Below are 23,956 nucleotides of genomic sequence, written 5' to 3'. Positions count from 1 at the left end.
AAGTTGAGAGATATCTCCCAACTTCTATAAATCTTAGTAATTCCAAGCTGACAACCCTTGTGCGTTATAGGCATTCAAGGCTGATTGAATTTGATCCTCAACCGTTACAGTAGAGCCCCATCCAGGCATTGTCTGAAAAAGACCTGATGCACCTGAACCATTTGCTGCAGTATGGTCTCCATTTGACTCACGCGCAATAATTGACTCCCAAGTTGACTGAGGAACACCAGTAGCAGCTGCCATCTGTGCCGCTGCATAAGAACCAACTTCTCCTGCAGTGTTACCATTTGAGAGAACAACTGACCCACTACCACTTGCAACAACCGAAGGAGCTGTTATAGTATTTTGAGTCGACGTAGTATCAGTACTCGTTGTAGTAGTGCTTTTAGTAGCAGTATATGACTGAGACTTTTCAGCTGCTTCTACCGCTTCTCCTGTTGTTTCTGACTGAGGCTTACTTTCTTCAACCTTTTCTTTATTAGCCTTATTATCTTTACTTGAGCTAATTTCTGTTGATTTTACTAAATCTGCTGTCGATTCTGACGTTGTTGATGCTGTTGAAGGCGCTGGAGTAACAGAATCTGAAAATGCGTTAACCAACCCTTTATTAACTAACGTAGAGAGTGATACTCCCAGAATGACAATAAAACTTGTTACAATTGCCACTGGTACCGCCAATGATTTCTTTGCTGCTAATTTGATACGGCGTCCCTTATAACTTTTTTTAAACATAAATCCCTCCTAGCTAATTCTAGTTACATTCATCATAACCTAGTAATATTACTGCCGATTATTTGTATTATGTCTAATGTTACAATGACTTATCATTTTAATAAAAAAACGCCAAAAATCTGGCATTTTTTCCTTATTTGTATGATGTTTTACAAGTTTTCCTCATAAATCAGTAATAATGATTTAGTACCAACCATGAGCATTCCAGAAAGCAAGAGCTGCTGTCCATGAACCATAACGGCTTGCTACATAATTATCTGCTACCTTTTCTTGATTTTCAGGAGACAAGTCTCCGTTCAAATATGATGATGCTAATTGGTAACGTCCATAATATTGCCCATTTTGAGCTGTATAGCTACCGCTTGACTCACGTTGTGCGATTTCTTCTTTAGCTGCTGCCTCTGAAGAAGAAAGAGTTGTATTGGTTGCTTGAGTATCTTCACTTTGTGTGGACTCTGTTGATTGTGTTGATTCAACAGCTGCTTCTGTTGTAGCTGAAGGTTCTGCTGGCTCTTCAGTGGTTTCATTAATCGTTAAGTTTTGACCAATAGAAATCTTATTAGCATCTTGAATGCCATTTCTTGAGACGATTTCGTCCACTGTCGTACCATTCTTCTTAGCAATAGCTGAAAGGGTATCTCCTTTTTGAACTGTGTAAGTTTCTGCATTAGCTAAAGCTGTTGCTCCAAGTGTTGCCACTGTAACAAGTCCAAAAAGACCTAATTTTTTAGTGTTAAATGTATTCTTTGTTTGCATGATGATGCTCCTCTATCTATTTATAGTCCAATCCATACTAGTCAAAGTTATTAAATTATTTTATTTATGACCAATGGGTTAATCACCTGGCTTATTCTCTATAGGGAATTTTTAATCCAGATTAAGCTGAAGAACTATAACCATATATCTATAATACCGTGCAAATATAACATCCTCTTGTTAGGGATATTAAAAATATTACAGGTAGTTTAGGATTAGACGAAAAAGAACGCCTACGTAGACGTTCTTAAAATACTTATAGGTCTTAAGACCTACTTTTTATTCATTTTTACGAATTAACTCTTAAGATAAAAAAGTATTAACCCTAAAGTTACAATAGCAGCAATTGACAAGGTATCTCGACCGTTCCATAAAAGTCGACGATATCTTGTTCGTCCCTCACCACCTTGATAACCTCTGGCTTCCATAGCTATAGCCAGAGCATCTGCTCGTTTAAAGCTAGATGCAAATAAAGGAATTAAGATTGGTATAATTGACCGAACCTTTTGAATAATATTTCCTTCACCAAAATCAACACCACGCGCCTTCTGAGCATTCATAATACGCGTTGTATCGTCCATCAAGGTTGGTACAAAACGTAAACTCAAAGATAACATTAGACCAATTTCATGTGCCGGTACTTTAAAAATAGTCAGCGGTTTTAAAAGTGACTCTACTGCATCAGATAAACTTAACGGCGTGGTTGTTAGAGTAAGTAAGGTGGAAAAACTAATAATGAGGATAAATCTAAGGAATATCATCCAACCTTGATTTAAACCGACTTCTGTAATCTTAAAAAAGCCGATGGACCAAAGCACACTCCCTCTTGTATTGAAGAAAACTTGGAACAGGGTAGAGAATAATATAATCCAAATCATCGGTTTAATACCACCCAAAAAGAAACTAAGCTTAATTTTAGACAAGAAAACCAAGAAAAGTGTAAATAGAGTTATCACAGCATAAGTTAGAGGATTGTTAGCCCAAAAAATGACGACAATATAAATCAGCATGGCTAATAATTTACTTCTAGGATCTAATCGGTGTATAAAAGAATCACCAACAATATAACGTCCAATAATTAACTTATCCATGAACCAACACCTCTACGAATTCCTCTATTGTAATAGGAAGACTTTCAAAGCTATAACCTTTTTCTTGTAGTTCTAGCGAGAACTCTGTGACTTTAGGAACACCTAACTGCTTTTCTTTGAGAAAAGTGACTTTTTGAAAAACATCTTTAGGAGTTCCCGACAACACTAGTTGCCCTTTTTCCATAACATTCACAGCTGTCGCATAATCGGCAACATCATCCATCAAGTGAGTAACTAAAACAATCGTCATTCCAGAAAGATGTAACTCCTTAAAGAGAGACATCAATTCCTTCCGGCCCTGTGGATCTAGACCGGCAGTCGGTTCATCCAGCACTAGAATATCTGGTTGCATAGCTAGAATCCCTGCGATGGCAACACGTCGCATTTGTCCCCCTGATAAATCAAAAGGATTCTGTCCATGAAACTCTTCCGGGAGTCCAACTAATTTTAGACTTTCAATAGCACGTTGTTCTGCTTCTTCCTTAGAAACTCCGAAATTTTGAGGTCCAAAGGCAACATCTTCTAAAACAGTCTCTGCAAATAACTGACTTTCTGGAAATTGAAAAACTAAACCTACCTTCTTACGAATTGGTTTTATGTCCTTATTCTTTGATTGACTGGTTATGATCGTATCATCAACGTGAACCTGACCACTAGTGGGTAAATAAAGACCATTCAAGAGCTGCATAATAGTAGATTTACCACTTCCTGTATGTCCAATAAAGGCTGTATATGAACCATCTTTTATCGTCGTCGTCATATCAAAAAGGGCACGCCCCTCAAAAGGAGTACCCGCTTGATAGATATAACTTACATTTTCGAGAGAGATTCCCATAATTGTTCTACCAATTCCTTTTCTGTCAGATAGTCTTCACAATCTATCAGACCTTTATTTCTTAGCTTTTTAGTTAATAATGCACTAAAGGGGATATCCAAACCTAAGTCAACTAACTCTGAGCCTCTACTAAATAGTTCACGAGGACTTGAAACAGACTCCACTTTACCTTTTTTCAAAACCAAAACACGGTCACTCAAAGAGACCTCATCAAGATCATGAGTAATTGATAAAACAGTCATTCCGTATTCTTTACGAATAGCTTTAATAGATTGAATCAATTCCTGGCGACCCTCTGGATCAAGCATGCTAGTTGCCTCATCCAAAATCAAAATAGATGGTCTCATAGCTACAATACCTGCGATAGCCACACGTTGTTTTTGGCCTCCAGATAATCTAGCTGGCTCTCTATCCTTAAATTCTGACATTCCTACAAATTCCAGAGCCTCTTGAACTCTTGAAGCCATTTCTTCATAAGGGACACCCTTATTTTCAAGACCAAAAGCAACATCATCTTCAACAGTTGCCCCAACAAATTGATTGTCTGGATTTTGAAAGACCATACCAATCTTATCACGGATATCCCAGACGTTCTCTTCTGTTAATTCTTGACCATCAACGATAATCTGCCCAGACTCTGCCACTAATAGTCCGTCAATAAGACGTGCTGTCGTGGATTTTCCAGATCCGTTATGGCCTACAATGGATAACCATTCCCCACGTTTCACGTGAAACGATACATCATTCAGGGTATAGGAGATTTGATCTTGATTATATTTAAATTTTAAATTTTTTATTTCAATCATTGGTTTATCGTACTACTTAAAGGTGTCCTTAAACAAGAAAGCTGCACCCTTGAAATAATCATAGCCTGAGTAAATCGTAAAGAATAAAGCTACATACAGCATGATTGTCCCTACAAAATGGACGTGACACAATAATAAAATGATAGATAACATCTGAGTCACTGTCTTAATCTTACCAGGCATAGCTGCAGCGAGAACTGTACCACCGTTTTCGACTAACAAAAGACGAAGTCCTGTAACTGCCAACTCCCGACAGATGATAACTGAAACAACCCAAGCAGGAGCTTGATTAATACCTACTAGCATAATAAAAGCTGACATTACCAACATTTTATCCGCTAAAGGATCTGCAAATTTCCCAAAATTAGTAACAACATGCCATTTTCGTGCCAAATAGCCATCTAAATAATCTGTAATACTGGCAATAGCAAAGACAACTGCTGCAGCAATATGCATAACATTGCTCGACGCAAGTGATGTCATCAATAAAAAGATGGGAATTAAGACAATTCTAGCAAGTGTCAATAAGTTAGGTAAATTTTCTTTTTTAAACATTTCTTCTCGATTCTATTGGATTCTTAATGTTAGGTAGCTAGGTGTATTTTGATCTAGTTGAAATAAATCAAGTGACTCCCCATTTACCTTTAGATTAACTTTTTAAGATTGAGCGATAATAATTTGAGTTGTTTTGATTTTATCAGAAAAATCTAGAGAGTATTTTGATTCATTCGTTTTTGAAAGATAATAACTCTCTGAAGTATCTGAGTTGTCTACAGAAAACCATGTATCGTTACTATTTTCTGATAACTCCACTTCTAAAACTACTGAAGATTTTACATTGGAGAAATCAACCATTAATTGATTTCCTTAAGTTTTCGTTATAACATTGGCCCCCGATACTGTAACCTCAGAAATGCTTCGAGACGACTTAGCTCCACCTACAATTGATAAGTGATTAACTGTAGAGATCGTATTGAGTTTAATCACCTGAGGTTGATTAGAGAGGTGTCTAATAATAATATATCCAACTGAACAGATGATAAGTAATGAAATCGCACTCAGAATTAGTAAAGGTAGATAGTTAGACTTTCTTTTTTCTTCACGTTTATGCTTTAAAAAGCGTGACATGGGAGCTTTAGCAGCTAAGGTATCTTCCTTACGTTCAACTGGTTTCTTCTCTTTTTTTAGTTTTTGCTCATTCTGTCTCTGCTCCTCAAACAGACGTTTTCCATCTAAACCAACCGAAGTGGCATACTTTTCAAGCGCCTCTTGCTGAATGTCCTCTGGCAAAGCTTTAAGTTGATCCATTTCCATAGCCAGAAGAAACTGAGCTTCGACTCCAGAAATTTTTTCTACATCATATAAACTTAACTCTTTCTTTATACGCGCTGCACGTAGTTGCTCACCTAGAGAGTGTAACTTCATTTTTCCCCTTTCTAATATTCTTCTTTGTTTTCGTGTCTCTATTATAGCAAATAATCACTTATTTAGGGAAGACAACAAAATCGGTAATCTCCATATTTGCGAGATAGTGATTCAAAAAATCCTTCAACTCCTTGTAAGTAATGCCCATCAGTTCCTGACCAAAATCAAAGTATGTTTTATCATTCTCAAAATAAGCTAAATATTGGCTTCCTAAATTCTGGATATTGTCTAGACTACGTAAAAATTCACCATACAAAGCTTTCTTTTGCAAATCCAATGCCTCATCCGTCAACAGTCTTTTTTTATCTGCCGACGTCATCACTTGACGAATTAAGCTTGACATACGGATAGGTTCTGCAGTGTCCATAGTCATAATGACAAATGAATATCTACTAGATACCTCATATTCAATTGACACAGACTCATCTATTTTTCCTTCAGCATACCATTTTTGGTAATAAGGAGATGTCCAGCCAAACAGTAAATTAAACAATAACTGTACCAGTATGTTTTCTCTCATACGATTATCAGTAAAAGGAACACTCTTAAAACCAATGGCTAGCTTTGAGATGAAAATCTCCATTTGAAGACTATCTAATTTTTGGACATCTGACTCAATGGGGTTCTTTTCTTTTTCAACTATTCTCTCAGGTAGTGTAAACTCGCTTTGTTTTTCATTGACAAAAGTGTAAATATCTTCAACATCAAAATCACCTACCAAGACGAGATGACAGTTTGCTGGTCTGTAAAAGCAGTCAAAATTATCTTCCAAGTCATTTACAGTAATTTTTTCAATGCTATCAACACTTCCAGCAATGTCTCGCCCTAATATAGTATTAGGATACAAACTTTGTAAACAACCCAGATATACTCTATAATCAGGATCATCCTGATACATATTTATTTCTTGTTCAATAATTCTTTTTTCATGGTTGACAGCATCTTCGGAACTTGTAAACTTCGATGTAAACTTTAATAAAAGTTCTAAAGACTCCTCAAAGTGATCAAGGGTAGAGAAATAATATGTTGTCTTATCCAAGGTTGTAAAAGCATTGACATCAGCTCCAAGCTTGACAAAATCCAATGTCACATCCCTTCCCTGCTCATCCTCAAATAGCTTGTGTTCCAGAAAATGAGCAATACCTGCAGGATAAGATTGTAACTCACCATCAATATAAAAGTGATTATCTAGCGCCCCAAAATTTGTTGACAAAAAGGCGGCTTTTTCTAGAAATCCTTTTTTCTTAATGATTGATAAAGACATACCATTATCTAAAATTGCTGAATAAACTTCTTCATCAATTTTTTGATAATAACGTTTCTTCAAAGCAGGCATTCTAAGACACTCCTTCTAAAAAGAACAAACTCTGTAGCTTAACTTGACGTGCTACACGGCAAACATCTTTTTTAGTAACCTTCTCAATCTCATCTAGCCAATTCTCCAATGAAAGACTTTTATCACCAAAAATCACCTTATTAAAACGTTGTTCCACTAATGTTAAGGAATGATCTTCAGAGAGTAGGGCATTCATTCGTATGATTTTTTTGGTTTGATTCAGTAGAGAACTTGAAAAACGTCCTAATTTAATGTAATTCAATTCTCTACTAATTCCTCGCATAGCCTGATTTCTATTAGATTTTTCAATTCCAGCGTAAACTTCCAGTAAACCTGTAAAGATATCAAATTGACTACTAATTGAATAAGCCAATCCTTCCTTTTCTCGAAGTGTTGTAAACAAGACTGAATGGGCAAATTCACCGAACATGGCATTTAATACAATTAAAGCAAAGTAATGTTTATCTCCATATTGACACGGAAATTGGTACCCTAGATGTAAAATAGATTGACTACTCTGTCTAGGTTCTATCTTTTCTTTCACAACATTGACATAAGGTTGACTATAGCTAAACTGTAAATCAACTTGACGTCCTTCCAAAGGAAAACGATGTAAAGCTTGGAGTACTTGATAATCATCAAATTCTCCAACCATAAAGATATCAATACGATCTCTTGTCAACATACTTTGAAATTCTTGATAAGCTGTAAACGAGGTCTCTGCTTCAACAAGTTCTGCTTGACCATATTTTGGAACTTTCAAGCCCTCGTTTACAAAATAAAGCTCTCTTCCCTTAACTTCACTGTAATAGTAATTATTTTCTGTGTCAACATCCAGGTAGGTCATTAAATTTTGTTTTTCTATATCAAATACTTTATTTTGGTATTGAGCTACCCTTGACAGTGACTTGTAAAGACACTCTTTCAAAAAACCTAGCACTTCCCAAAATAATCCATCATTCGTAGGGATAAAGGCATCTTTCAGATATGTCAACTCGATGTCAACACTATGTGTCAATCCTTTAGTTGACACTCTAGTTGACAACTGTGTTCCATAAAGAGAAGCTAGTCTCTCTTTAAAAGACTGTACTGTTGGATACGTCTGATTGGCTGTAGCCAACATTTGTGAAACTAGGGCTCGTTTAGCAATTGTTTGTTTATTCAAAGAACCCGTCATTCGAAAAACAATACGATTAGTTTTATATTTTTGTGTTGGAATGAAGTGTACATAGACACCATCAGCAATTTTCATTGATAACCTCTAAAAAGTTTATGCTTCCAATTATACCATTTTTATGCTATCTTATCTCAAGAGAAAGTTGAGGTACTATGGAATATAAATTATTTGATGAATACATCACACTACAAGCACTTTTAAAAGAATTAAGTATCATTCATAGTGGCGGAGCTATTAAAGGTTTCTTGGCTAAGAATACCGTTTTATTCAATGGTGAGGATGAAAAACGTCGTGGAAAAAAACTTCGTTATGGAGATGTTATTACCATTCCGTCTGAGGAACTTGAAATAACGATTGTAGCTCCTACTACAAATGAAATTGAAGAACATCAAAAAGCAGTCGCTGAAAAAGCACGTGTTGCTGCCATTGTTAAAAAAATGAATCAGGATAATAAAAAGAAACAAAAAGCACATCCGTCAAAAGAAAGCAATAAAACTAAACGAAACCCCGTTCGTTTCCCAGGAACCTAACTATGTGGCTCGAAAAAATTGATATTCAACACTTTAGAAATTATACTGAAGCCTCTGTGAGCTTCTCACCTCATCTCAATATTTTTCTTGGTCGCAATGCTCAAGGAAAAACAAATATTCTTGAGGCTATCTATTTTCTAGCATTGACACGTAGTCATCGGACCCGCTCAGATAAAGAACTGATTCAATTTCAGCAAAATACTCTAAAACTGAACGGCATCGTGCATCGTCATAGTGGTAAGCTACCTCTGGAAATCAGTTTATCTAATAAAGGACGCATAACAAAGGTTAACCACCTCAAACAAGCTAAATTATCCGATTATATCGGTCACATGACAGTGGTTCTCTTTGCTCCTGAGGATTTACAACTTGTAAAAGGATCTCCAAGCCTAAGGCGTAAATTTATAGATATTGATTTAGGACAGATTAAGCCTGTTTATCTCTCAGACCTATCAAGTTATAATCATGTACTCAAACAACGTAATGCCTATCTCAAATCTACTGACAATGTAGACATTAATTTCCTCTCAGTGTTAGATGAACAGCTTTCCGATTTTGGAACACGAGTTATCGAACATAGACTAGAATTTATCAAGCAATTAGAGGAGGAGGCAGATAGACATCATAGTAACCTCTCAAATCAGATAGAGCGCCTTAAAATCTCCTACGAATCTAATATCCCACTGGAAAATAACAACGGTATTCGAGAATCATTTTTAACCACGTTAAAGCAAAATCACAAAAGAGATATCTTCAAAAAGAACACTGGTATTGGTCCGCATAGGGATGATTTAACATTTTACATTAATGACATGAACGCATCTTTCGGTAGTCAGGGGCAGCAACGTAGTCTCATACTTTCTTTAAAAATGGCTGAGATTGCTCTGATAAAAAAAGTAACAGGTGAATTTCCTATTCTTCTCCTCGATGATGTCATGAGTGAGCTTGACAACCACCGTCAACTTAAACTGTTAGAAAGTATTGACGAAGAGGTTCAAACCTTCATGACGACAACTTCACTTGATCATCTGAGTAACCTACCACCTGATTTAAAGAACTTCTTAGTTAAGAACGGTAATATTTATGAAAAACAAGTCGATTAAACGACTTGTTTTTCTATTTTTTGGTACTTGACACATGTGACAAGTATCAAAAAATGAATTGTAAATTCTTTTCGCCTGAACCCTTTATTAAAAATATATTCTCGTAAACATGTTGTAAACTTATTGCAAATATCTCTGTAAACATAAAAGTACTTATCTGAGATAAGTACTTTTATGTTTATTAATGAGCTGAGTAGTTAGGTGCCTCGTTGGTAATTTGAACATCGTGAGGGTGACTTTCAATAAGTCCTGCACCTGTCATTTCAACAAACTGAGCTTTGTCATGTAAAGCTTGGATATCTTCTGCTCCTGTATAACCCATACCTGCACGGATACCACCAATCAATTGGAATACGATATCAGCAGCAGAACCTTTATAAGCTACACGGCCTTCAATTCCTTCTGGAACAAGTTTATTCGCTTCATTAACTGCACCTTGGAAGTAACGATCGCTTGATCCCTTCTTCATCGCTGCAATTGATCCCATACCACGGTAAGATTTGTATTTACGTCCTTGGAAGATCTCAGTTTCACCTGGTGCTTCATCAGTACCAGCAAACATAGAACCAAGCATTACAGCATTACCACCTGCTGCGAGAGCTTTTACAATATCACCTGAGTATTTGATACCGCCATCAGCAATGATTGTTTTTCCGTATTCACGCGCAACGCTTGCAGCATCGTAAATAGCAGTGACTTGAGGAACACCTACACCAGCAACTACACGTGTTGTACAAATAGAACCTGGTCCGATACCTACTTTAACGACATCGACACCTGCTTCATAAAGTGCACGCGCACCTTCAGCTGTTGCAATATTTCCTGCAATCAAAGTACGGTCTGGGAAGTGGGCACGAATTTCAGCAATTTTACGAAGAACTCCTGCTGAATGACCATGTGCAGTATCAATAACAATAGCATCTGCCCCTGCTTCAAAGAGAGCTTCTGCACGTTCAAAAGTATCAGAAGTAACCCCAACAGCACCCGCTACCAAAAGACGACCAAATTCATCCTTAGCTGCATTAGGAAACTCAATAACTTTTTCGATATCCTTAATAGTAATGAGTCCTGACAAACGACCTTCTTCATCAACTAAAGGCAACTTTTCAATGCGGTGCTCATGAAGAATACTTTCAGCTGTCTCAAGATCTGTTCCAACTGGAGCAGTGACTAATTTCTCAGAAGTCATATGTTCTGAAATTTTTGTATCGTAATTAGAAATAAAACGCATATCACGGTTTGTGATAATACCAACCAATTTACGATTTTCAAGTGTCTCAACAATTGGAACTCCTGAAATACGGTAACGTTGCATCAACTCTTCAGCTTCAGCAACTTTATGTTCTGGTGTTAAGAAGAATGGATCAATGATGACACCATTTTCAGAGCGTTTTACTTTGCGAACTTCTTCAGCTTGTTCCGCAATAGACATGTTTTTGTGAATAACACCCAAGCCACCTGCACGAGCAATTGAGATAGCCATCTTACTATCTGTCACTGTATCCATGGCTGCAGTGATAATTGGAATATTTAATGTCAAATTTTTAGCTAATTTCGTCTTCAAGTTGACGTTGTTTGGTAGAACATGACTTTCCGCAGGAATAAGCAATACGTCATCAAAAGTGTAACCTTTTTTCAAGAATTTAGTGTCCCAATTTGACATTATAATCGTCCTCTTTTCTCAAAGTTTTGAGGTATAAAAACCCCAGTCTATTTTTTAATTGATAATATCATATCATGCTAAACAGATTTGTCAACAGATTTCGCACCAGATTATAAGAAAACCTTTTTCCAAATAAAAATAGGGGTCCAGATTATCTGGAGTCCCTATTTTTATTTCTTAGAAATAATTAATTCCCATTGCTTCTTTTACTTCTGCCAATGTTTGTCCAGCAACTTCACGCGCTGCTTGACTTCCGTTTTCAAGCATATGGAAAACTTCCCCCATATCCTTGGCATACTCTAAACGACGTTCACGAATTGGAGTCAACTCACGTTCTAAAATTTCTAGAAGATAACGTTTTGTTTTCACATCTCCCAAACCACCGCGCTGATAATGTTCCTTCATTTCAGCAATTGTAACAGCATCCTCTTCGCGACCAAAGATATCAAGATAATGGAAAACCATATTACCTTCGATTTGGCCTGGATCTTCCACACGAATATGATTTGGATCCGTATACATGCTCATTACTTTTTTACGAACAGTATCCTCATCATCTGAAAGGAAGATTCCATTCCCTAAGGATTTAGACATCTTAGCATTACCGTCTAGACCTGGAAGACGTCCTGCAGCTTCATTTTCAGGGTAGATTCCCTCTGGTTCAACCAGAATATCACAGTTGTAAGTATGATTAAAACTACGTACAATTTCACGTGTCTGCTCAATCATTGGCTTTTGGTCATTACCGACAGGAACATAATTTGCTTTAAAGGCCGTGATATCAGCTGCCTGAGAAATTGGATAAACTAGAAAGCCTGTTGGAATCGATTCTCCAAAGCCTTTCTGAGCAATTTCCGTCTTAACCGTTGGGTTACGCTCTAAACGTGCCAATGAAACTAGGTTCATGTAATACATAGTCAACTCAGCCAACTCAGGAATCTGACTTTGAATGAAAATGGTTGACTTCGCTGGATCCAATCCTACAGAAAGATAATCTAAAGCAACATTTCCAATCGATTCTTTGATGATTTCTGACTCTTTTGCGTGATCCGTAAGAGCTTGCTGATCAGCCAAGAAGACAAACATGTTATATTTATCTTCGTTTTGTAAAAGGACACGATTTTTTAAACTACCAACATAGTGTCCTAGATGAAGTTTCCCTGTTGGACGGTCTCCCGTCAAAATAATAGGTTTCGCCATGTAATTACCTCTCTAATACAAAAAATCCCCACGCAAAAATATGCGTGAGGGCGTTAATCACTTTTGATACGCGGTACCACCTCAGTTGATAACTCTTTGTAAAGCTATCATCTCAAAACTTCTCAACAAAGAAGTTGCACGGTAAGGGGTGCCAAACCTAACGTTTATGTGTTCACGTTACTCGTCAATTTTCCTCAGCCCATTCATTCCACCTTCATACTGGTTTACACCTACCACCAGCTCTCTAAAAAAGAAAGGAAGAATTACTCTTCTGATGACTATTATTCTACATTGTTTTATCTATTCTTGTCAAGATTATGTCTATAGTTTCACGTGAAACACAACCTCAGATACAACCAAAATAGTCATTACTTGACGGAAACTTAAAAAGACTTGATAATAAGAATATCATTTCTAGGAGATAATATATGAAACGTCGAATAATAGACATACTTTTAGTTACACTCGGTTCTTTTATTGCTGCGGTTGGCTATAACTCACTTTTAGTTAAGAATAATATTGCTTCAGGTGGTGTCGGAGGGCTAGCCATTAGTTTAAATGCCCTTTTTGGTTGGAATAATGCTAACTTCGTCTTAGCAACAACCATCCCTTTGTTAATTTTATGTTGGTGCTTTCTTGGCCGCGAAGTTCTCCTAAAAACCTTCTATGGGTCTCTTGTCTTCCCAACTTTTATCAAATTAACTGAGGGCTTACCTACACTCACCAAACAACCTTTATTGGCTGCTATTTTTGGTGGGATTGTATTAGGGTTAGGACTAGGAATAGTCTTTTATGGAAATTCTTCAACTGGAGGAACTGGAATTATCACGCAAATTCTCAACAAGTATACACCACTCCCGCTAGGAATGGTACTACTTATTGTCGATGGAATCATTGTCGCAATCAGTGCCATTGCCTTTCCTCCTGATACTGTTATGTATTCCATTCTCTCACTTGGAGTTGTTTCTCTTACAATTGATAAAATGATGGTCGGACTCAATTCATCACGAAATCTTCTAATCATTTCGCAAAATAGTGAACAAATCCTAAACTACATCACTAGAGTCGCTGATCGAGGAGCAACAAAAATCCCAATTCTTGGTGGACATACCGGACATGCACAAAACATGATTATGACTACCTTGTCAACTCGTGAGGTTCCAAAAGTTCAAGGAGAAATCCAAAAAATAGATGAAACTGCCTTTATCGTCATTGTTCCTGCTTCTACAGTTATGGGACGTGGATTTAGCCTCCAAAAAGATTACCAAAGAGTTCCAAATGACTTTATTAATCCCTTGTAAAATCAATTGAAATAAAGTCTAATTTCTCGTAAAATAGTAGTTAAGAATAAAAATAAAGGATATTATATGCTTACTGTATCAGATGTATCGCTTCGTTTTAGCGATCGTAAACTTTTTGATGATGTTAACATTGCCTTCACGCCAGGTAATACTTACGGTCTTATCGGTGCTAATGGTGCTGGTAAATCCACTTTTTTGAAAATTTTAGCTGGTGATATTGAACCAACAACAGGACATATCTCGCTTGGTCCTGATGAACGTCTTTCTGTCCTTCGTCAGAACCACTTTGACTATGAAGAAGAACGCGTTATCGATGTTGTTATTATGGGTAATGAACGCCTCTACGATATCATGAAAGAAAAAGATGCTATCTACATGAAAGAAGATTTTTCAGATGAAGATGGTGTCCGTGCTGCTGAATTAGAAGGACTCTTTGCTGAATTGGGTGGTTGGGAAGCTGAAAGCGAAGCCTCACAATTGCTTCAGAACCTAAATATCTCAGAAGACCTTCACTATCAAAACATGAGTGAATTGGCTAATGGTGACAAGGTGAAGGTGCTCCTTGCAAAAGCACTATTTGGTAAACCAGATGTACTTCTTCTTGACGAACCTACCAATGGTCTTGATATCCAGTCAATATCTTGGCTTGAAGATTTCTTGATTGATTTTGAAAATACGGTCATTGTCGTATCCCATGACCGTCACTTCTTGAATAAAGTGTGTACGCATATGGCCGACCTTGACTTTGGTAAAATCAAACTCTATGTCGGTAACTATGACTTCTGGAAACAATCTTCAGAATTGGCTGCACGCTTGCAGGCTGACCGTAATGCCAAAGCAGAAGAAAAAATTAAGGAACTTCAAGAATTCGTTGCACGTTTCTCTGCCAACGCTTCAAAATCTAAACAAGCGACTTCTCGTAAAAAGATGCTTGATAAAATTGAGCTAGAAGAAATCGTCCCATCAAGTCGTAAATACCCATTTATCAATTTCAAAGCAGAGCGTGAAATCGGTAATGACCTTCTAACAGTTGAAAATCTCACTGTTAAGATGGATGGTGAGACTATTCTTGACAACATTAGTTTCATCTTGCGACCAGGAGATAAGACTGCCATCATCGGTCAAAACGATATTCAAACAACTGCATTGATTCGTGCCCTTGCCGATGATATTGACTACGAAGGTACAATCAAATGGGGTGTTACTACTAGCCGCTCTTACCTTCCAAAAGACAATTCTAAAGACTTTGCATCTGGTGAATCAATTCTCGAATGGCTCCGTCAATTTGCCGAAAAAGGTGAAGATGATGATACCTTCTTACGTGGATTCCTTGGGCGTATGCTCTTCTCAGGAGATGAGGTTAATAAATCTGTCAGTGTTCTCTCAGGGGGAGAAAAGGTACGTGTCATGCTTTCTAAACTCATGCTTTTGAAATCTAACGTCCTTCTTCTAGATGATCCTACTAATCACTTGGATTTGGAATCAATCTCAAGTCTGAATGATGGCGTCCGTGACTTCAAAGAGTCTGTTATCTTTGCCAGTCATGACCATGAATTCATCCAAACAATAGCGAATCACATCGTAGTTGTTTCTAAAAATGGGGTAATTGACCGTATTGATGAAACTTATGATGAATTCCTTGAAAATGAAGAAGTGCAAGCTAAAGTCAAAGCACTATGGGCTGATTAAACTATAAAAAGATGCAGGTTGGGATATCCCAACCTGTCTTAGTATCATTATGACAAATAAAAAATACCATACGACTTTATTATTTTATCTGGCTGCTTTTTTCTTGCCAGTACTAATCATGATAGGGGTGCTGTATAGCCAAAAAATCTATCCTGGTAGTGAGCGGACTATTTTAACAAGTGATGGTTTTCATCAGTATGTGATTTTTGCAACTGGACTTAGGAATATACTTCATGGAGATGGAAGCCTCTTTTACACCTTTACAAGTGGTCTAGGTCTTAATTTCTATGCTCTAACAAGCTATTACTTAGGTTCCTTCTTGTCTCCACTTTACTATTTCTTTACTGTCAACCAAATGGCCGATGCTTTTTATTATATAACACTGCTTAAGTTCGGTCTTATTGGGCTCTCAGGAGCTTTTAGCTTTAAGCGTCTCTTTACAAAAGTGTCAAGAAGTTTCATCCTATGTCTTTCTACAGGATTTTCTTTGATGAGTTTTGCTACTAGTCAGTTAGAAATTAATACCTGGCTAGATGCCTTTATTCTAGCCCCTCTAATCATATTAGGTTTACACCTCTTACTAAGATTCAATAGACGGGGCTTATACTTTTTTAGTCTAACCTGCCTTTTTATCCAAAACTACTATTTTGGATATATGATGGCTATTTTCCTAACCCTTTACACCATAGTACAATTGATAACTATCAAGGGATGGAAGAGTAAGATTCTTCATTTCATAGACTTTGGAATTATTTCTATACTTGCTGGTTTAAGTAGTGCTGCCATGTTGCTACCAACGCTACTTGACTTGACCACACATGGTGAAAAGTTTACAGGTGCGTCAAGTTTGTTGACAGAGTCCACCTATTATTTTGACTTCTTTGCGAAAAATCTCGTTGGAGTTTACGATACTACTAAATTTGGATCAATCCCTATGATCTATGTGGGAATCTTACCTTTGATTCTTTTTCTACTTTTCTTTATTAGTAGGGAAGTCAAGCTATCATTACGTCTAGGTTATCTCCTATTAGTAGCTTTCTTTATCGCTAGCTTCTACTTACAGCCTCTTGATTTGTTTTGGCAAGGAATGCATGCCCCCAACATGTTTCTCCATCGCTATTCTTGGCTACTATCTCTCCTAATTGTTCTTTTGGCAGGAGAAACACTCAACCGAATAAAAAACTTTTCTTTTAAAAGACTCCTCCTATCTTTCTTAGTATTGAGTACCGCTTACTTACTAACTTGGATTTTCCAATCTCACTATAGCTTTATTGAATCAGTCTCCTGGCTATTAAGCCTAGCATTTCTTCTAGCCTATGCCATTCTATTTATTAGCTATTTTAGACAGCAAATTCCTGGTAGTGTTTTTCGCTGTTTCACCTTCTTATTCTGCATTTTTGAGCTTGCATTAAGTACTTACTATGTTGTTGGAGCTCTGGGAAATGAGTGGGTATTCCCAACTCGTGAAGGCTACCTACGAAATATGTCTTCCATTACAAAACTAGTTTCAGATACTAAGCAAGCGAATAAGACTTTTTACCGTACTGAAAGGTTAGAAGCTCAAACTGGTAACGACAGTATGAAATTCAATTATTATGGTATTTCTCAATTTTCATCCATTCGAAATACTGCTTCAAGCTCAACACTCGATAGGTTAGGCTTCAAATCTGAAGGGACTAATTTAAACCTACGTTACCAAAATAACACCATTATCGCTGATAGTCTCTTCGGAATAAAATATAATTTATCGAACTTTGACATTAATAAGTATGGTTTTAATCACGTAACTTCTGAGAAAACAATGGGGCTTTATCAAAATAATAATGCAAGCCAGCTTGCTATCTTAACTGATGGCATTTACAACAATATTGACCTCACTGTCAATACACTTGACAATCAAACTAGCTTGCTAAATGCCCTATCTGGACTCAACTTAAACTATTTTAAACGAGTTCCATCTCAACTCTTTGATCAAGATGCTAAGTCTTTGAATCAGCGCGTAGCTAAAAACGTTAGCAACTCGAATAAAGATTTTGTTACAATAACCTATCGAGTCATCGCTCCACCACATAGTCAACTCTATGTTAGTGTTCCTAATATTTCTTGGTCCGATGACAATAACCACTCTCTGTCAATTACTGTAAATGGTGTGACAAGAAATCAAGTTACTGACAATACCTTTGATTTCTTCGATCTTGGCTACTTTGAAACAGAATCAATGGTTACCATCAAACTTAGTTTTCCTGGCAATAAAGCAATATCCTTTGATAATCCTAGTTTTTATGCCCTTGATACTAAAAACTATCAGATAGCTATGGATACTATTAATGACCGTGATAGTAAAGTTACGACGTCAAATAATAAAGTGTTCGTTGATTATAGTAGTAAAACGAATGCCTCACTATTCTTTACCATTCCATACGATAAGGGGTGGACAGCGACCATAAATTATAAAAAAGTTAAGATTCAACGCGCCCAAAAGGGGTTCATGAAAGTTGATGTCCCTAGTGGGAAAGGTAAAGTTGTTCTAACCTTCATTCCCTATGGTCTTAAGACAGGTTTATTGATTAGTCTATTGGCAAGTATCATATTTTGTTGCTACGCTTATTTCATCAGAAAAATAACTATTATTCGAAACAGCTGATTATCTTAAATTAAATAGGTCTGGGACAATTGTTCCAGACCTATTTATCTTTGGGTACAAAAAAACTCAAGCTATACAACTCGAGGTGTCTTATCACTCCGCCAGTAGGACTCGAACCTACGACATCATGATTAACAGTCATGCGCTACTACCAACTGAGCTATGGCGGATAAAACTGCTAAGTAGCAAAATAGTCCGTACGGGATTCGAACCCGTGTTACCGCCGTGAAAAGGCGGTGTCTTAACCCCTTGACCAACGGACCAAGTTTTGAGATTTTTATCTCGCTGACACTCTTATTATTATATCAGAGTATTCGATTTTGTCTATACTTTTTTTCAAAAAAAAATTAAATTTTGCTGAATTTATTCGAATTTTACGTTAGTTTTTATCTAGCTTTTACAAAGTATTGACATGTTGCTATATATTTTGTAAACTAAAGTTATTGGTCCCATAGCTCAGCTGGATAGAGCATTCGCCTTCTAAGCGAACGGTCGCAGGTTCGAATCCTGCTGGGATCAGATGAAAAAACGCAATCTAGAATTTCTAGTTGCGTTTTTCTTTTGCTTCGATAAATAGAAAATAATTTAAAATAAACAAGGGGAGCAAAGTTGTATATAGACTGTATTCATATAAATATTGGGCAAACCAAGTTGATGCTGCGACTCCCACCATAAAGGTAAAGATGATAATAGTAGTGTAAGAAGCTTGTTTTAGTACTTTAGGATCACTCTCACCAATAGCTCTTGCAACTGTTAGGGAAGTATTAGTGATATTACCAGTCATCATGAAGGAGGCATAATTTACTCCTCTGACCCGCTTAAAAATCCCTACCTGAAGAGAGGCAAAGAAGGCCAAGCCTGCAATCGTAATAGTAGAATCAACGTAAGGTGTAATAATGGCGAGAATAGTCATCAAGAGAAAGGCAAGTCTAATCGCTTGCAAATGCCATCCCCATTTATGGTTAATAAGCCACTTCTTAACAAAAAAAACAAAAAACTGACCTAAAACAAAGAAAAAATAGGTATTACATAGCTAAAAGCTCTTGCAATATGTCCCTCAACAAGGTGAATAACCAAATAAAGGAGATTACCTGTCTGGATACTTGCAAATCGTCCGTCTTGAGTATTGTATGTGTAGGCATCAATAAAGCCTCCTATATAACTAACTAGAGTTGCTACTCGTAAACCTTCAAAAACACGATAGGAGCGTTTTTTCATTTTGAACATGTTGATTTCCTTTTTCTACTTATGATAAGGACTTCCTTGCCGAATCATGAATGCGCGATAAATTTGTTCCACTAATACAAGGCGCATAAGCTGATGAGGAAAAGTCAAGAGACCAAAACTCATCAATTGATTAGCCCTCTTTTTCACTTTAGGGGATAGCCCCAGACTCCCCCCTATAATAAAAGTAATATCTGAATAGCCTCTAAGGGTCGCTTGCTCTAACTCTTTGGCAAACTGTTCTGAGGGAAATTGCTTTCCCTCAATTGCTAAGGCAATGACATAATCACGGTCACCTACCTTAGCCAAAATACGCTGTCCTTCTTTGTCTAAGATAGCTTTATTTTCAGCTTCGCTTGCATTATCAGGCGTCTTCTCATCAATCAACTCTATAGACTCAAATTTTGTGAAGCGTCCTAGCCGTTTGATATACTCTGCAATGCCATCTTTCAAATATTTTTCTTTCAATTTTCCAACGGTAATCAATTTAACTTTCATAGCTTCATTATAGCACATATCCACAATCTTTTAACACCTTATCCACACCTTTTCATATTTCATATCCCCTATTTATTCCATCTAGAATAGCCTATCATCTACTTTTCCACAGATTGTGGAAAACTTTCAAAAAAATCACTTTATGATATAATTAAGCTTACTTTGATATGTTTATCAAAAAGGAGGACTAAACGTGAAAAAATTTAACTGGAAAAAAATAGTAACGCCAATTGCAATGCTAGTTATTGGCTTACTAGGTGGTTTACTTGGTGCCTTTATCCTACTAACAGCAGCTGGGGTATCTTTTACCAATACAACAGATACAGGAGTCAAAACGGCTAAGACCGTCTACAGCAATACAACAGATACAACTAAGGCTGTTAAGAAAGTACAAAATGCTGTTGTTTCTGTCATCAATTATCAAGAAGGTTCATCTTCAGATTCTCTAAATGACCTCTATGGCCGTATCTTTGGTGGAGATGATAATTCTGACTCTAGCCAAGACAAATCAAAAGATTCTGATGGGTTGCAAGTCGCTGGTGAAGGTTCTGGGGTCATCTATAAAAAAGATGGTAAAGAGGCTTATATCGTAACCAACAACCACGTTGTCGATGGCGCTAAAAAACTCGAAATCATGCTTTCAGATGGATCAAAAATTACTGGTGAACTCGTTGGTAAAGATACTTACTCTGACCTAGCAGTTGTCAAAGTTTCTTCAGATAAAATTAAAACCGTAGCGGAATTTGCAGACTCAAACTCTCTAACAGTAGGTGAGAAGGCAATTGCTATCGGTAGCCCACTTGGTACCGAATACGCCAACTCAGTAACAGAGGGAATCGTTTCTAGCCTTAGCCGTACTGTAACTATGCAAAACGACAATGGTGAAACTGTTTCAACAAATGCTATCCAAACAGATGCTGCCATTAACCCTGGTAACTCAGGTGGTGCCTTAGTCAATATCGAAGGACAAGTTATCGGTATTAACTCAAGTAAAATTTCATCAACGTCAGCAGTCGCTGGTAGCGCCGTTGAAGGTATGGGATTTGCCATTCCATCAAACGATGTTGTCGAAATCATCAATCAATTGGAAAAAGACGGTAAAGTTACACGACCAGCCCTAGGAATCTCAATGGCCGATCTTAATAGCCTTTCTAGCAGTACAACTTCTAAATTAGATTTACCAGATAAGGTGAAATCTGGAGTTGTTGTCGGTAGTGTTCAGAAAGGTATGCCAGCTGACGGTAAACTTCAAGAAAATGATGTTATCACTGAGATTGATGGTAAGGAAATCAGCTCAAAAACTGATATTCAAACCAATCTTTACAGCCATAGTATCGGAGATACTATCAAGGTAACCTTCTATCGTGGTAAAGATAAGAAAACTGAAGATCTTAAATTAACAAAATCTACAGAAGACTTATCTGATTAATCATTGACAAATCTGTCAAAAGACCTTTACAATAATGTAAAGGTCTTTTTTGGGAAAGGAACACCATGTCAGAACAACTCAAAACTTTACCTATTAGTGAAATTTACCCCAATCCTTTTCAACCTCGTCTAGAATTCTCCGATGAAGAGTTAGTAGAACTAAGTCAGTCAATATCAGAAAATGGTTTAATACAACCAATTATTGTACGAAAATCTGACATTATTGGTTATGAACTAATTGCTGGAGAAAGACGTTTACGTGCCTGTAAACGTTTAGGGATGACAGAAATCCCTGCAGTTGTAAAGAAAGTTACAGATCAAGAGAGTCGTAAACAAGCTATTATTGAAAATTTACAACGATCAAATCTCAATCCTATCGAAGAAGCAAAGGCCTATCGTAATTTAATTGATGAGTTAGCTTACAGTCACGAGGAGCTCGCTAAAGCTATGGGGAAATCTAGACCATATATTAGTAACACTCTTAGACTACTACAACTTCCGCGAGAGATACAAACGAGTATTGAAAACGGAAGTCTGAGTCAGGGACATGCTAGAGCACTCTTAGCTATTGAGGATTCTCGAAAGCAGTTAACCATCTTTCAGCAGGTTGTGGCTGAAAGATGGTCTGTTCGTACTCTAGAAAAAAAACTTCAAGAACTTCCTAGAAAACAAAAATCTAAAAAAGATATCCATATAAAAGATAAAGAAAAAGAACTTGAAAAATCACTAGGTCTTCCCGTAACTCTACGTTATCACAAAACTCACTCGGGAACGATTCAAATACACTTTTCGACGGAAGAAGATTTTAACAGAATTATCAACAAGCTTATCTAGGCTGTTAATTGTGGAAAAAGGTGAATCAGACTTATCCACATCGTGAAAAAGAATCCCTCCCTTTATTTTAGAGGGATTCTTTTTTTATCAACAGACTGTGGATAACTTTTATTCCCAGTGTGAATTATTTTTTTTGTGGTTGTGGATAACCTCACAAACTTTTCTCTTTATGACCTGTGGAAAACTTTTTTGTTTTATGATAGAATCAGAGGACAAGAATAAAGAAGGAGAATTGATAGAATGACCGAAAAAGAGCATTTTTTTTGGAATAAGCTCTTAGAGCTGGCCAAAGAGGAACTAACACAAGCTACTTTTGATTATTATGTCCTAGATACCAAGCTCATCAAAATTCAAGATAACGTTGCTACAATTCTGCTTGAAGAAGTCAAGAAACTGTTCTGGGAAAAGAACATGCAATCTTTCATTTTGATGACTGGATTTGAAGTCTACAATAGTGAAATAAAAGTTGAATATGTCTTTGACGAGGCTCTCGTTAGCGAAATAAAACCAACTTTATCAAGCAATGACTTCAGCAATAAAAGGGAACAACAAACACCTGCTCTTCCCACTTTGAACTCGGACTTAAATAGTAAGTATACCTTTGATAATTTTATTCAAGGAGATGAAAACCGCTGGTCTGTAGCAGCCTCTCTAGCTGTAGCTGATTCACCAGGAGCGACTTATAACCCTTTATTCATTTATGGGGGACCTGGTCTCGGAAAAACTCACTTGCTCAATGCCATTGGTAATAAGGTCTTACATGATAATCCCCAAGCACGAATCAAATACATAACTGCCGAAAATTTTATTAACGAGTTTGTTTTACATATCCGTTTAGATAAAATGGATGAACTAAAGCTCAAATACCGCCATCTAGACGTGCTTTTAATTGATGATATACAATCGTTGGCTAAAAAGTCTACGCAAGCCACTCAAGAGGAATTTTTCAATACTTTCAATGTCCTTCACGATAATAATAAACAAATTGTCTTGACTAGCGACCGAAATCCAGATCAATTGAATGAAATGGAAGAGCGTCTTGTCACGCGCTTCAAATGGGGCTTGACTGTAAATATTACACCGCCTGACTTTGAAACCCGAGTTGCTATTCTTACCAATAAGATTATGGACTATGATTACCATTTTCCACCTGAAACAATTGAGTATTTAGCTGGCCAATTCGACTCAAATGTCCGCGACTTAGAGGGAGCTTTGAAAGATATTAGCTTAGTTGCAAATGTCCGCCAGTTAGATACGATCACAGTTGAAGTAGCTGCCGAAGCTATTCGTGCACGTAAAATAGATGGCCCTAAGTTAACGCTCATTCCGATTGAAGACATCCAAAGTGAGGTTGGGAAATTTTATAATGTCACGGTTAAAGAGATTAAGGCAACTAAGCGAACACAAAATATTGTCTTAGCTCGTCAGGTTGCTATGTATCTTGCGCGTGAAATGACTGATAACTCCCTCCCAAAAATTGGAAAAGAATTTGGAGGAAGAGATCACTCAACTGTTCTACATGCTTACAATAAAATCAAAAATATGCTTGCTCAAGATGACAGTTTACGCATTGAAATTGATACCATCAAAAACAAGATAAAATAACACCTGTGGATAACTACTAAAAATTATACACACTTTTCCACAAGATGTGCACAAGTCTAAAATCTTGATAAAACTATGA

The 23,956-nt window shown here is 36.9% G+C and carries 19 protein-coding genes, 3 tRNA genes, 2 pseudogenes and 1 other annotated feature; of the genes and pseudogenes, 9 read left to right on the top strand and 15 right to left on the bottom strand.

The window, feature by feature from the left end:
* Nucleotides 1–33: 33 nt before the first annotated feature.
* From HMPREF9425_RS00180 to yfmF, 9 genes and pseudogenes are all read right to left on the bottom strand, one after another.
* Nucleotides 34–732: a transglycosylase SLT domain-containing protein gene (locus tag HMPREF9425_RS00180; RefSeq protein WP_003095757.1), complete on the bottom strand. Its 699-nt coding sequence runs from the start codon at nt 730–732 to the stop codon at nt 34–36.
* A 183-nt stretch (nt 733–915) separates the two neighbouring features.
* Nucleotides 916–1,488: an aggregation-promoting factor gene (apf, locus tag HMPREF9425_RS00175; RefSeq protein ID WP_003095264.1), complete on the bottom strand. Its 573-nt coding sequence runs from the start codon at nt 1,486–1,488 to the stop codon at nt 916–918.
* A gap of 296 nt (nt 1,489–1,784) precedes the next feature.
* Nucleotides 1,785–2,579 carry an energy-coupling factor transporter transmembrane component T family protein gene (locus tag HMPREF9425_RS00170; RefSeq protein WP_003095755.1) on the bottom strand — a complete coding sequence of 265 codons (795 nt, stop codon included), beginning with the start codon at nt 2,577–2,579 and terminating at the stop codon, nt 1,785–1,787.
* Nucleotides 2,572–3,414 carry an energy-coupling factor transporter ATPase gene (locus HMPREF9425_RS00165; RefSeq protein WP_003095753.1) on the bottom strand — a complete coding sequence of 281 codons (843 nt, stop codon included), beginning with the start codon at nt 3,412–3,414 and terminating at the stop codon, nt 2,572–2,574. The genes HMPREF9425_RS00170 and HMPREF9425_RS00165 overlap by 8 nt, the downstream gene beginning before the upstream one ends.
* Complete coding sequence (locus HMPREF9425_RS00160; RefSeq protein ID WP_003095752.1) at nt 3,390–4,220, bottom strand: energy-coupling factor ABC transporter ATP-binding protein; 831 nt, start codon at nt 4,218–4,220, stop codon at nt 3,390–3,392. The genes HMPREF9425_RS00165 and HMPREF9425_RS00160 overlap by 25 nt, the downstream gene beginning before the upstream one ends.
* A 12-nt stretch (nt 4,221–4,232) precedes the next feature.
* Complete coding sequence (gene pgsA / locus HMPREF9425_RS00155) at nt 4,233–4,775, bottom strand: CDP-diacylglycerol--glycerol-3-phosphate 3-phosphatidyltransferase (RefSeq protein WP_003095750.1); 543 nt, start codon at nt 4,773–4,775, stop codon at nt 4,233–4,235.
* A gap of 12 nt (nt 4,776–4,787) precedes the next feature.
* Nucleotides 4,788–5,645 (bottom strand): annotated as a pseudogene (locus HMPREF9425_RS00150) (helix-turn-helix domain-containing protein).
* A gap of 58 nt (nt 5,646–5,703) precedes the next feature.
* Nucleotides 5,704–6,981 (bottom strand): EF-P 5-aminopentanol modification-associated protein YfmH, encoded by a 1,278-nt coding sequence (gene yfmH / locus HMPREF9425_RS00145; protein WP_003095746.1) that lies wholly within the window; start codon nt 6,979–6,981, stop codon nt 5,704–5,706.
* Between the two features lies 1 nt (nt 6,982).
* Entirely contained in the window at nt 6,983–8,233 is a 1,251-nt protein-coding gene (yfmF, locus tag HMPREF9425_RS00140; RefSeq protein WP_003095745.1) for an EF-P 5-aminopentanol modification-associated protein YfmF, read from the bottom strand.
* Between the two features lie 77 nt (nt 8,234–8,310).
* Here yfmF and yaaA point away from each other — a divergent pair, with 77 nt between their 5' ends.
* Nucleotides 8,311–8,688 (top strand): S4 domain-containing protein YaaA, encoded by a 378-nt coding sequence (gene yaaA, locus HMPREF9425_RS00135; protein ID WP_003095743.1) that lies wholly within the window; start codon nt 8,311–8,313, stop codon nt 8,686–8,688.
* A gap of 2 nt (nt 8,689–8,690) precedes the next feature.
* Complete coding sequence (recF, locus tag HMPREF9425_RS00130) at nt 8,691–9,791, top strand: DNA replication/repair protein RecF (RefSeq protein WP_003095740.1); 1,101 nt, start codon at nt 8,691–8,693, stop codon at nt 9,789–9,791.
* A gap of 181 nt (nt 9,792–9,972) precedes the next feature.
* Here recF and guaB read toward each other — a convergent pair whose 3' ends face one another.
* Nucleotides 9,973–11,454: an IMP dehydrogenase gene (guaB, locus tag HMPREF9425_RS00125; RefSeq protein WP_003095739.1), complete on the bottom strand. Its 1,482-nt coding sequence runs from the start codon at nt 11,452–11,454 to the stop codon at nt 9,973–9,975.
* Nucleotides 11,455–11,631: 177 nt separating this feature from the next.
* Nucleotides 11,632–12,654, bottom strand: coding sequence for a tryptophan--tRNA ligase (gene trpS / locus HMPREF9425_RS00120; RefSeq protein ID WP_003095736.1), 1,023 nt, complete (start codon nt 12,652–12,654; stop codon nt 11,632–11,634).
* Nucleotides 12,655–12,697: 43 nt separating this feature from the next.
* Nucleotides 12,698–12,939: a binding site (T-box leader), on the bottom strand.
* A 143-nt stretch (nt 12,940–13,082) separates the two neighbouring features.
* On the opposite strand from trpS, the gene HMPREF9425_RS00115 reads away from it, so the two are divergent.
* The 3 genes from HMPREF9425_RS00115 (at nt 13,083) to HMPREF9425_RS00105 (ending at nt 18,288) form a co-directional block, all read left to right on the top strand.
* Nucleotides 13,083–13,955 (top strand): YitT family protein, encoded by an 873-nt coding sequence (locus HMPREF9425_RS00115; RefSeq protein ID WP_003095734.1) that lies wholly within the window; start codon nt 13,083–13,085, stop codon nt 13,953–13,955.
* Nucleotides 13,956–14,021: 66 nt separating this feature from the next.
* The gene (locus tag HMPREF9425_RS00110) at nt 14,022–15,644 is read left to right on the top strand and encodes an ABC-F family ATP-binding cassette domain-containing protein (RefSeq protein ID WP_003095259.1); all 1,623 of its coding nucleotides are present in this window, start codon (nt 14,022–14,024) and stop codon (nt 15,642–15,644) included.
* A gap of 49 nt (nt 15,645–15,693) precedes the next feature.
* Nucleotides 15,694–18,288 carry a YfhO family protein gene (locus HMPREF9425_RS00105; protein WP_003095733.1) on the top strand — a complete coding sequence of 865 codons (2,595 nt, stop codon included), beginning with the start codon at nt 15,694–15,696 and terminating at the stop codon, nt 18,286–18,288.
* A gap of 96 nt (nt 18,289–18,384) precedes the next feature.
* Here HMPREF9425_RS00105 and HMPREF9425_RS00100 read toward each other — a convergent pair.
* Together HMPREF9425_RS00100 and HMPREF9425_RS00095 are read right to left on the bottom strand one after the other, a co-directional pair.
* Nucleotides 18,385–18,458, bottom strand: a tRNA-Asn gene (locus HMPREF9425_RS00100).
* A gap of 21 nt (nt 18,459–18,479) precedes the next feature.
* Nucleotides 18,480–18,551 (bottom strand) — tRNA-Glu (locus HMPREF9425_RS00095).
* 182 nt (nt 18,552–18,733) lie between these two features.
* Here HMPREF9425_RS00095 and HMPREF9425_RS00090 point away from each other — a divergent pair.
* Nucleotides 18,734–18,807, top strand: a tRNA-Arg gene (locus HMPREF9425_RS00090).
* A gap of 25 nt (nt 18,808–18,832) precedes the next feature.
* Here the strand turns inward: HMPREF9425_RS00090 and HMPREF9425_RS00085 are convergent.
* Both HMPREF9425_RS00085 and rlmH read right to left on the bottom strand, forming a co-directional pair.
* Nucleotides 18,833–19,515: pseudogene (locus tag HMPREF9425_RS00085) on the bottom strand (YoaK family protein).
* A 15-nt stretch (nt 19,516–19,530) separates the two neighbouring features.
* On the bottom strand, nt 19,531–20,010 hold the full coding sequence (gene rlmH, locus HMPREF9425_RS00080; protein ID WP_037621613.1) for a 23S rRNA (pseudouridine(1915)-N(3))-methyltransferase RlmH: 480 nt from the start codon (nt 20,008–20,010) through the stop codon (nt 19,531–19,533).
* 193 nt (nt 20,011–20,203) lie between these two features.
* On the opposite strand from rlmH, the gene HMPREF9425_RS00075 reads away from it, so the two are divergent.
* The 3 genes from HMPREF9425_RS00075 (at nt 20,204) to dnaA (ending at nt 23,877) form a co-directional block, all read left to right on the top strand.
* On the top strand, nt 20,204–21,439 hold the full coding sequence (locus HMPREF9425_RS00075; RefSeq protein ID WP_003095726.1) for a S1C family serine protease: 1,236 nt from the start codon (nt 20,204–20,206) through the stop codon (nt 21,437–21,439).
* A gap of 65 nt (nt 21,440–21,504) precedes the next feature.
* Entirely contained in the window at nt 21,505–22,272 is a 768-nt protein-coding gene (locus tag HMPREF9425_RS00070; RefSeq protein WP_003095245.1) for a ParB/RepB/Spo0J family partition protein, read from the top strand.
* 240 nt (nt 22,273–22,512) lie between these two features.
* Entirely contained in the window at nt 22,513–23,877 is a 1,365-nt protein-coding gene (gene dnaA / locus HMPREF9425_RS00065) for a chromosomal replication initiator protein DnaA (RefSeq protein ID WP_003095243.1), read from the top strand.
* Nucleotides 23,878–23,956: the final 79 nt, after the last annotated feature.

It is taken from the genome of Streptococcus vestibularis ATCC 49124 (assembly GCF_000188295.1).
Lineage (GTDB): Bacteria > Bacillota > Bacilli > Lactobacillales > Streptococcaceae > Streptococcus > Streptococcus vestibularis.
Note: the sequence above shows the minus strand (reverse complement) of the source record. Positions and strands in the feature narration are given on the sequence as shown.

Bases quoted from the DNA above. Each gene is read 5' to 3' on its own strand.
- HMPREF9425_RS00180 (WP_003095757.1), bottom strand. From the start codon at position 732: ATGTTTAAAAAAAGTTATAAGGGACGCCGTATCAAATTAGCAGCAAAG.
- apf (WP_003095264.1), bottom strand. From the start codon at position 1,488: ATGCAAACAAAGAATACATTTAACACTAAAAAATTAGGTCTTTTTGGA.
- HMPREF9425_RS00170 (WP_003095755.1), bottom strand. From the start codon at position 2,579: ATGGATAAGTTAATTATTGGACGTTATATTGTTGGTGATTCTTTTATA.
- HMPREF9425_RS00165 (WP_003095753.1), bottom strand. From the start codon at position 3,414: ATGGGAATCTCTCTCGAAAATGTAAGTTATATCTATCAAGCGGGTACT.
- HMPREF9425_RS00160 (WP_003095752.1), bottom strand. From the start codon at position 4,220: ATGATTGAAATAAAAAATTTAAAATTTAAATATAATCAAGATCAAATC.
- pgsA (WP_003095750.1), bottom strand. From the start codon at position 4,775: ATGTTTAAAAAAGAAAATTTACCTAACTTATTGACACTTGCTAGAATT.
- yfmH (WP_003095746.1), bottom strand. From the start codon at position 6,981: ATGCCTGCTTTGAAGAAACGTTATTATCAAAAAATTGATGAAGAAGTT.
- yfmF (WP_003095745.1), bottom strand. From the start codon at position 8,233: ATGAAAATTGCTGATGGTGTCTATGTACACTTCATTCCAACACAAAAA.
- yaaA (WP_003095743.1), top strand. From the start codon at position 8,311: ATGGAATATAAATTATTTGATGAATACATCACACTACAAGCACTTTTA.
- recF (WP_003095740.1), top strand. From the start codon at position 8,691: ATGTGGCTCGAAAAAATTGATATTCAACACTTTAGAAATTATACTGAA.
- guaB (WP_003095739.1), bottom strand. From the start codon at position 11,454: ATGTCAAATTGGGACACTAAATTCTTGAAAAAAGGTTACACTTTTGAT.
- trpS (WP_003095736.1), bottom strand. From the start codon at position 12,654: ATGGCGAAACCTATTATTTTGACGGGAGACCGTCCAACAGGGAAACTT.
- HMPREF9425_RS00115 (WP_003095734.1), top strand. From the start codon at position 13,083: ATGAAACGTCGAATAATAGACATACTTTTAGTTACACTCGGTTCTTTT.
- HMPREF9425_RS00110 (WP_003095259.1), top strand. From the start codon at position 14,022: ATGCTTACTGTATCAGATGTATCGCTTCGTTTTAGCGATCGTAAACTT.
- HMPREF9425_RS00105 (WP_003095733.1), top strand. From the start codon at position 15,694: ATGACAAATAAAAAATACCATACGACTTTATTATTTTATCTGGCTGCT.
- rlmH (WP_037621613.1), bottom strand. From the start codon at position 20,010: ATGAAAGTTAAATTGATTACCGTTGGAAAATTGAAAGAAAAATATTTG.
- HMPREF9425_RS00070 (WP_003095245.1), top strand. From the start codon at position 21,505: ATGTCAGAACAACTCAAAACTTTACCTATTAGTGAAATTTACCCCAAT.
- dnaA (WP_003095243.1), top strand. From the start codon at position 22,513: ATGACCGAAAAAGAGCATTTTTTTTGGAATAAGCTCTTAGAGCTGGCC.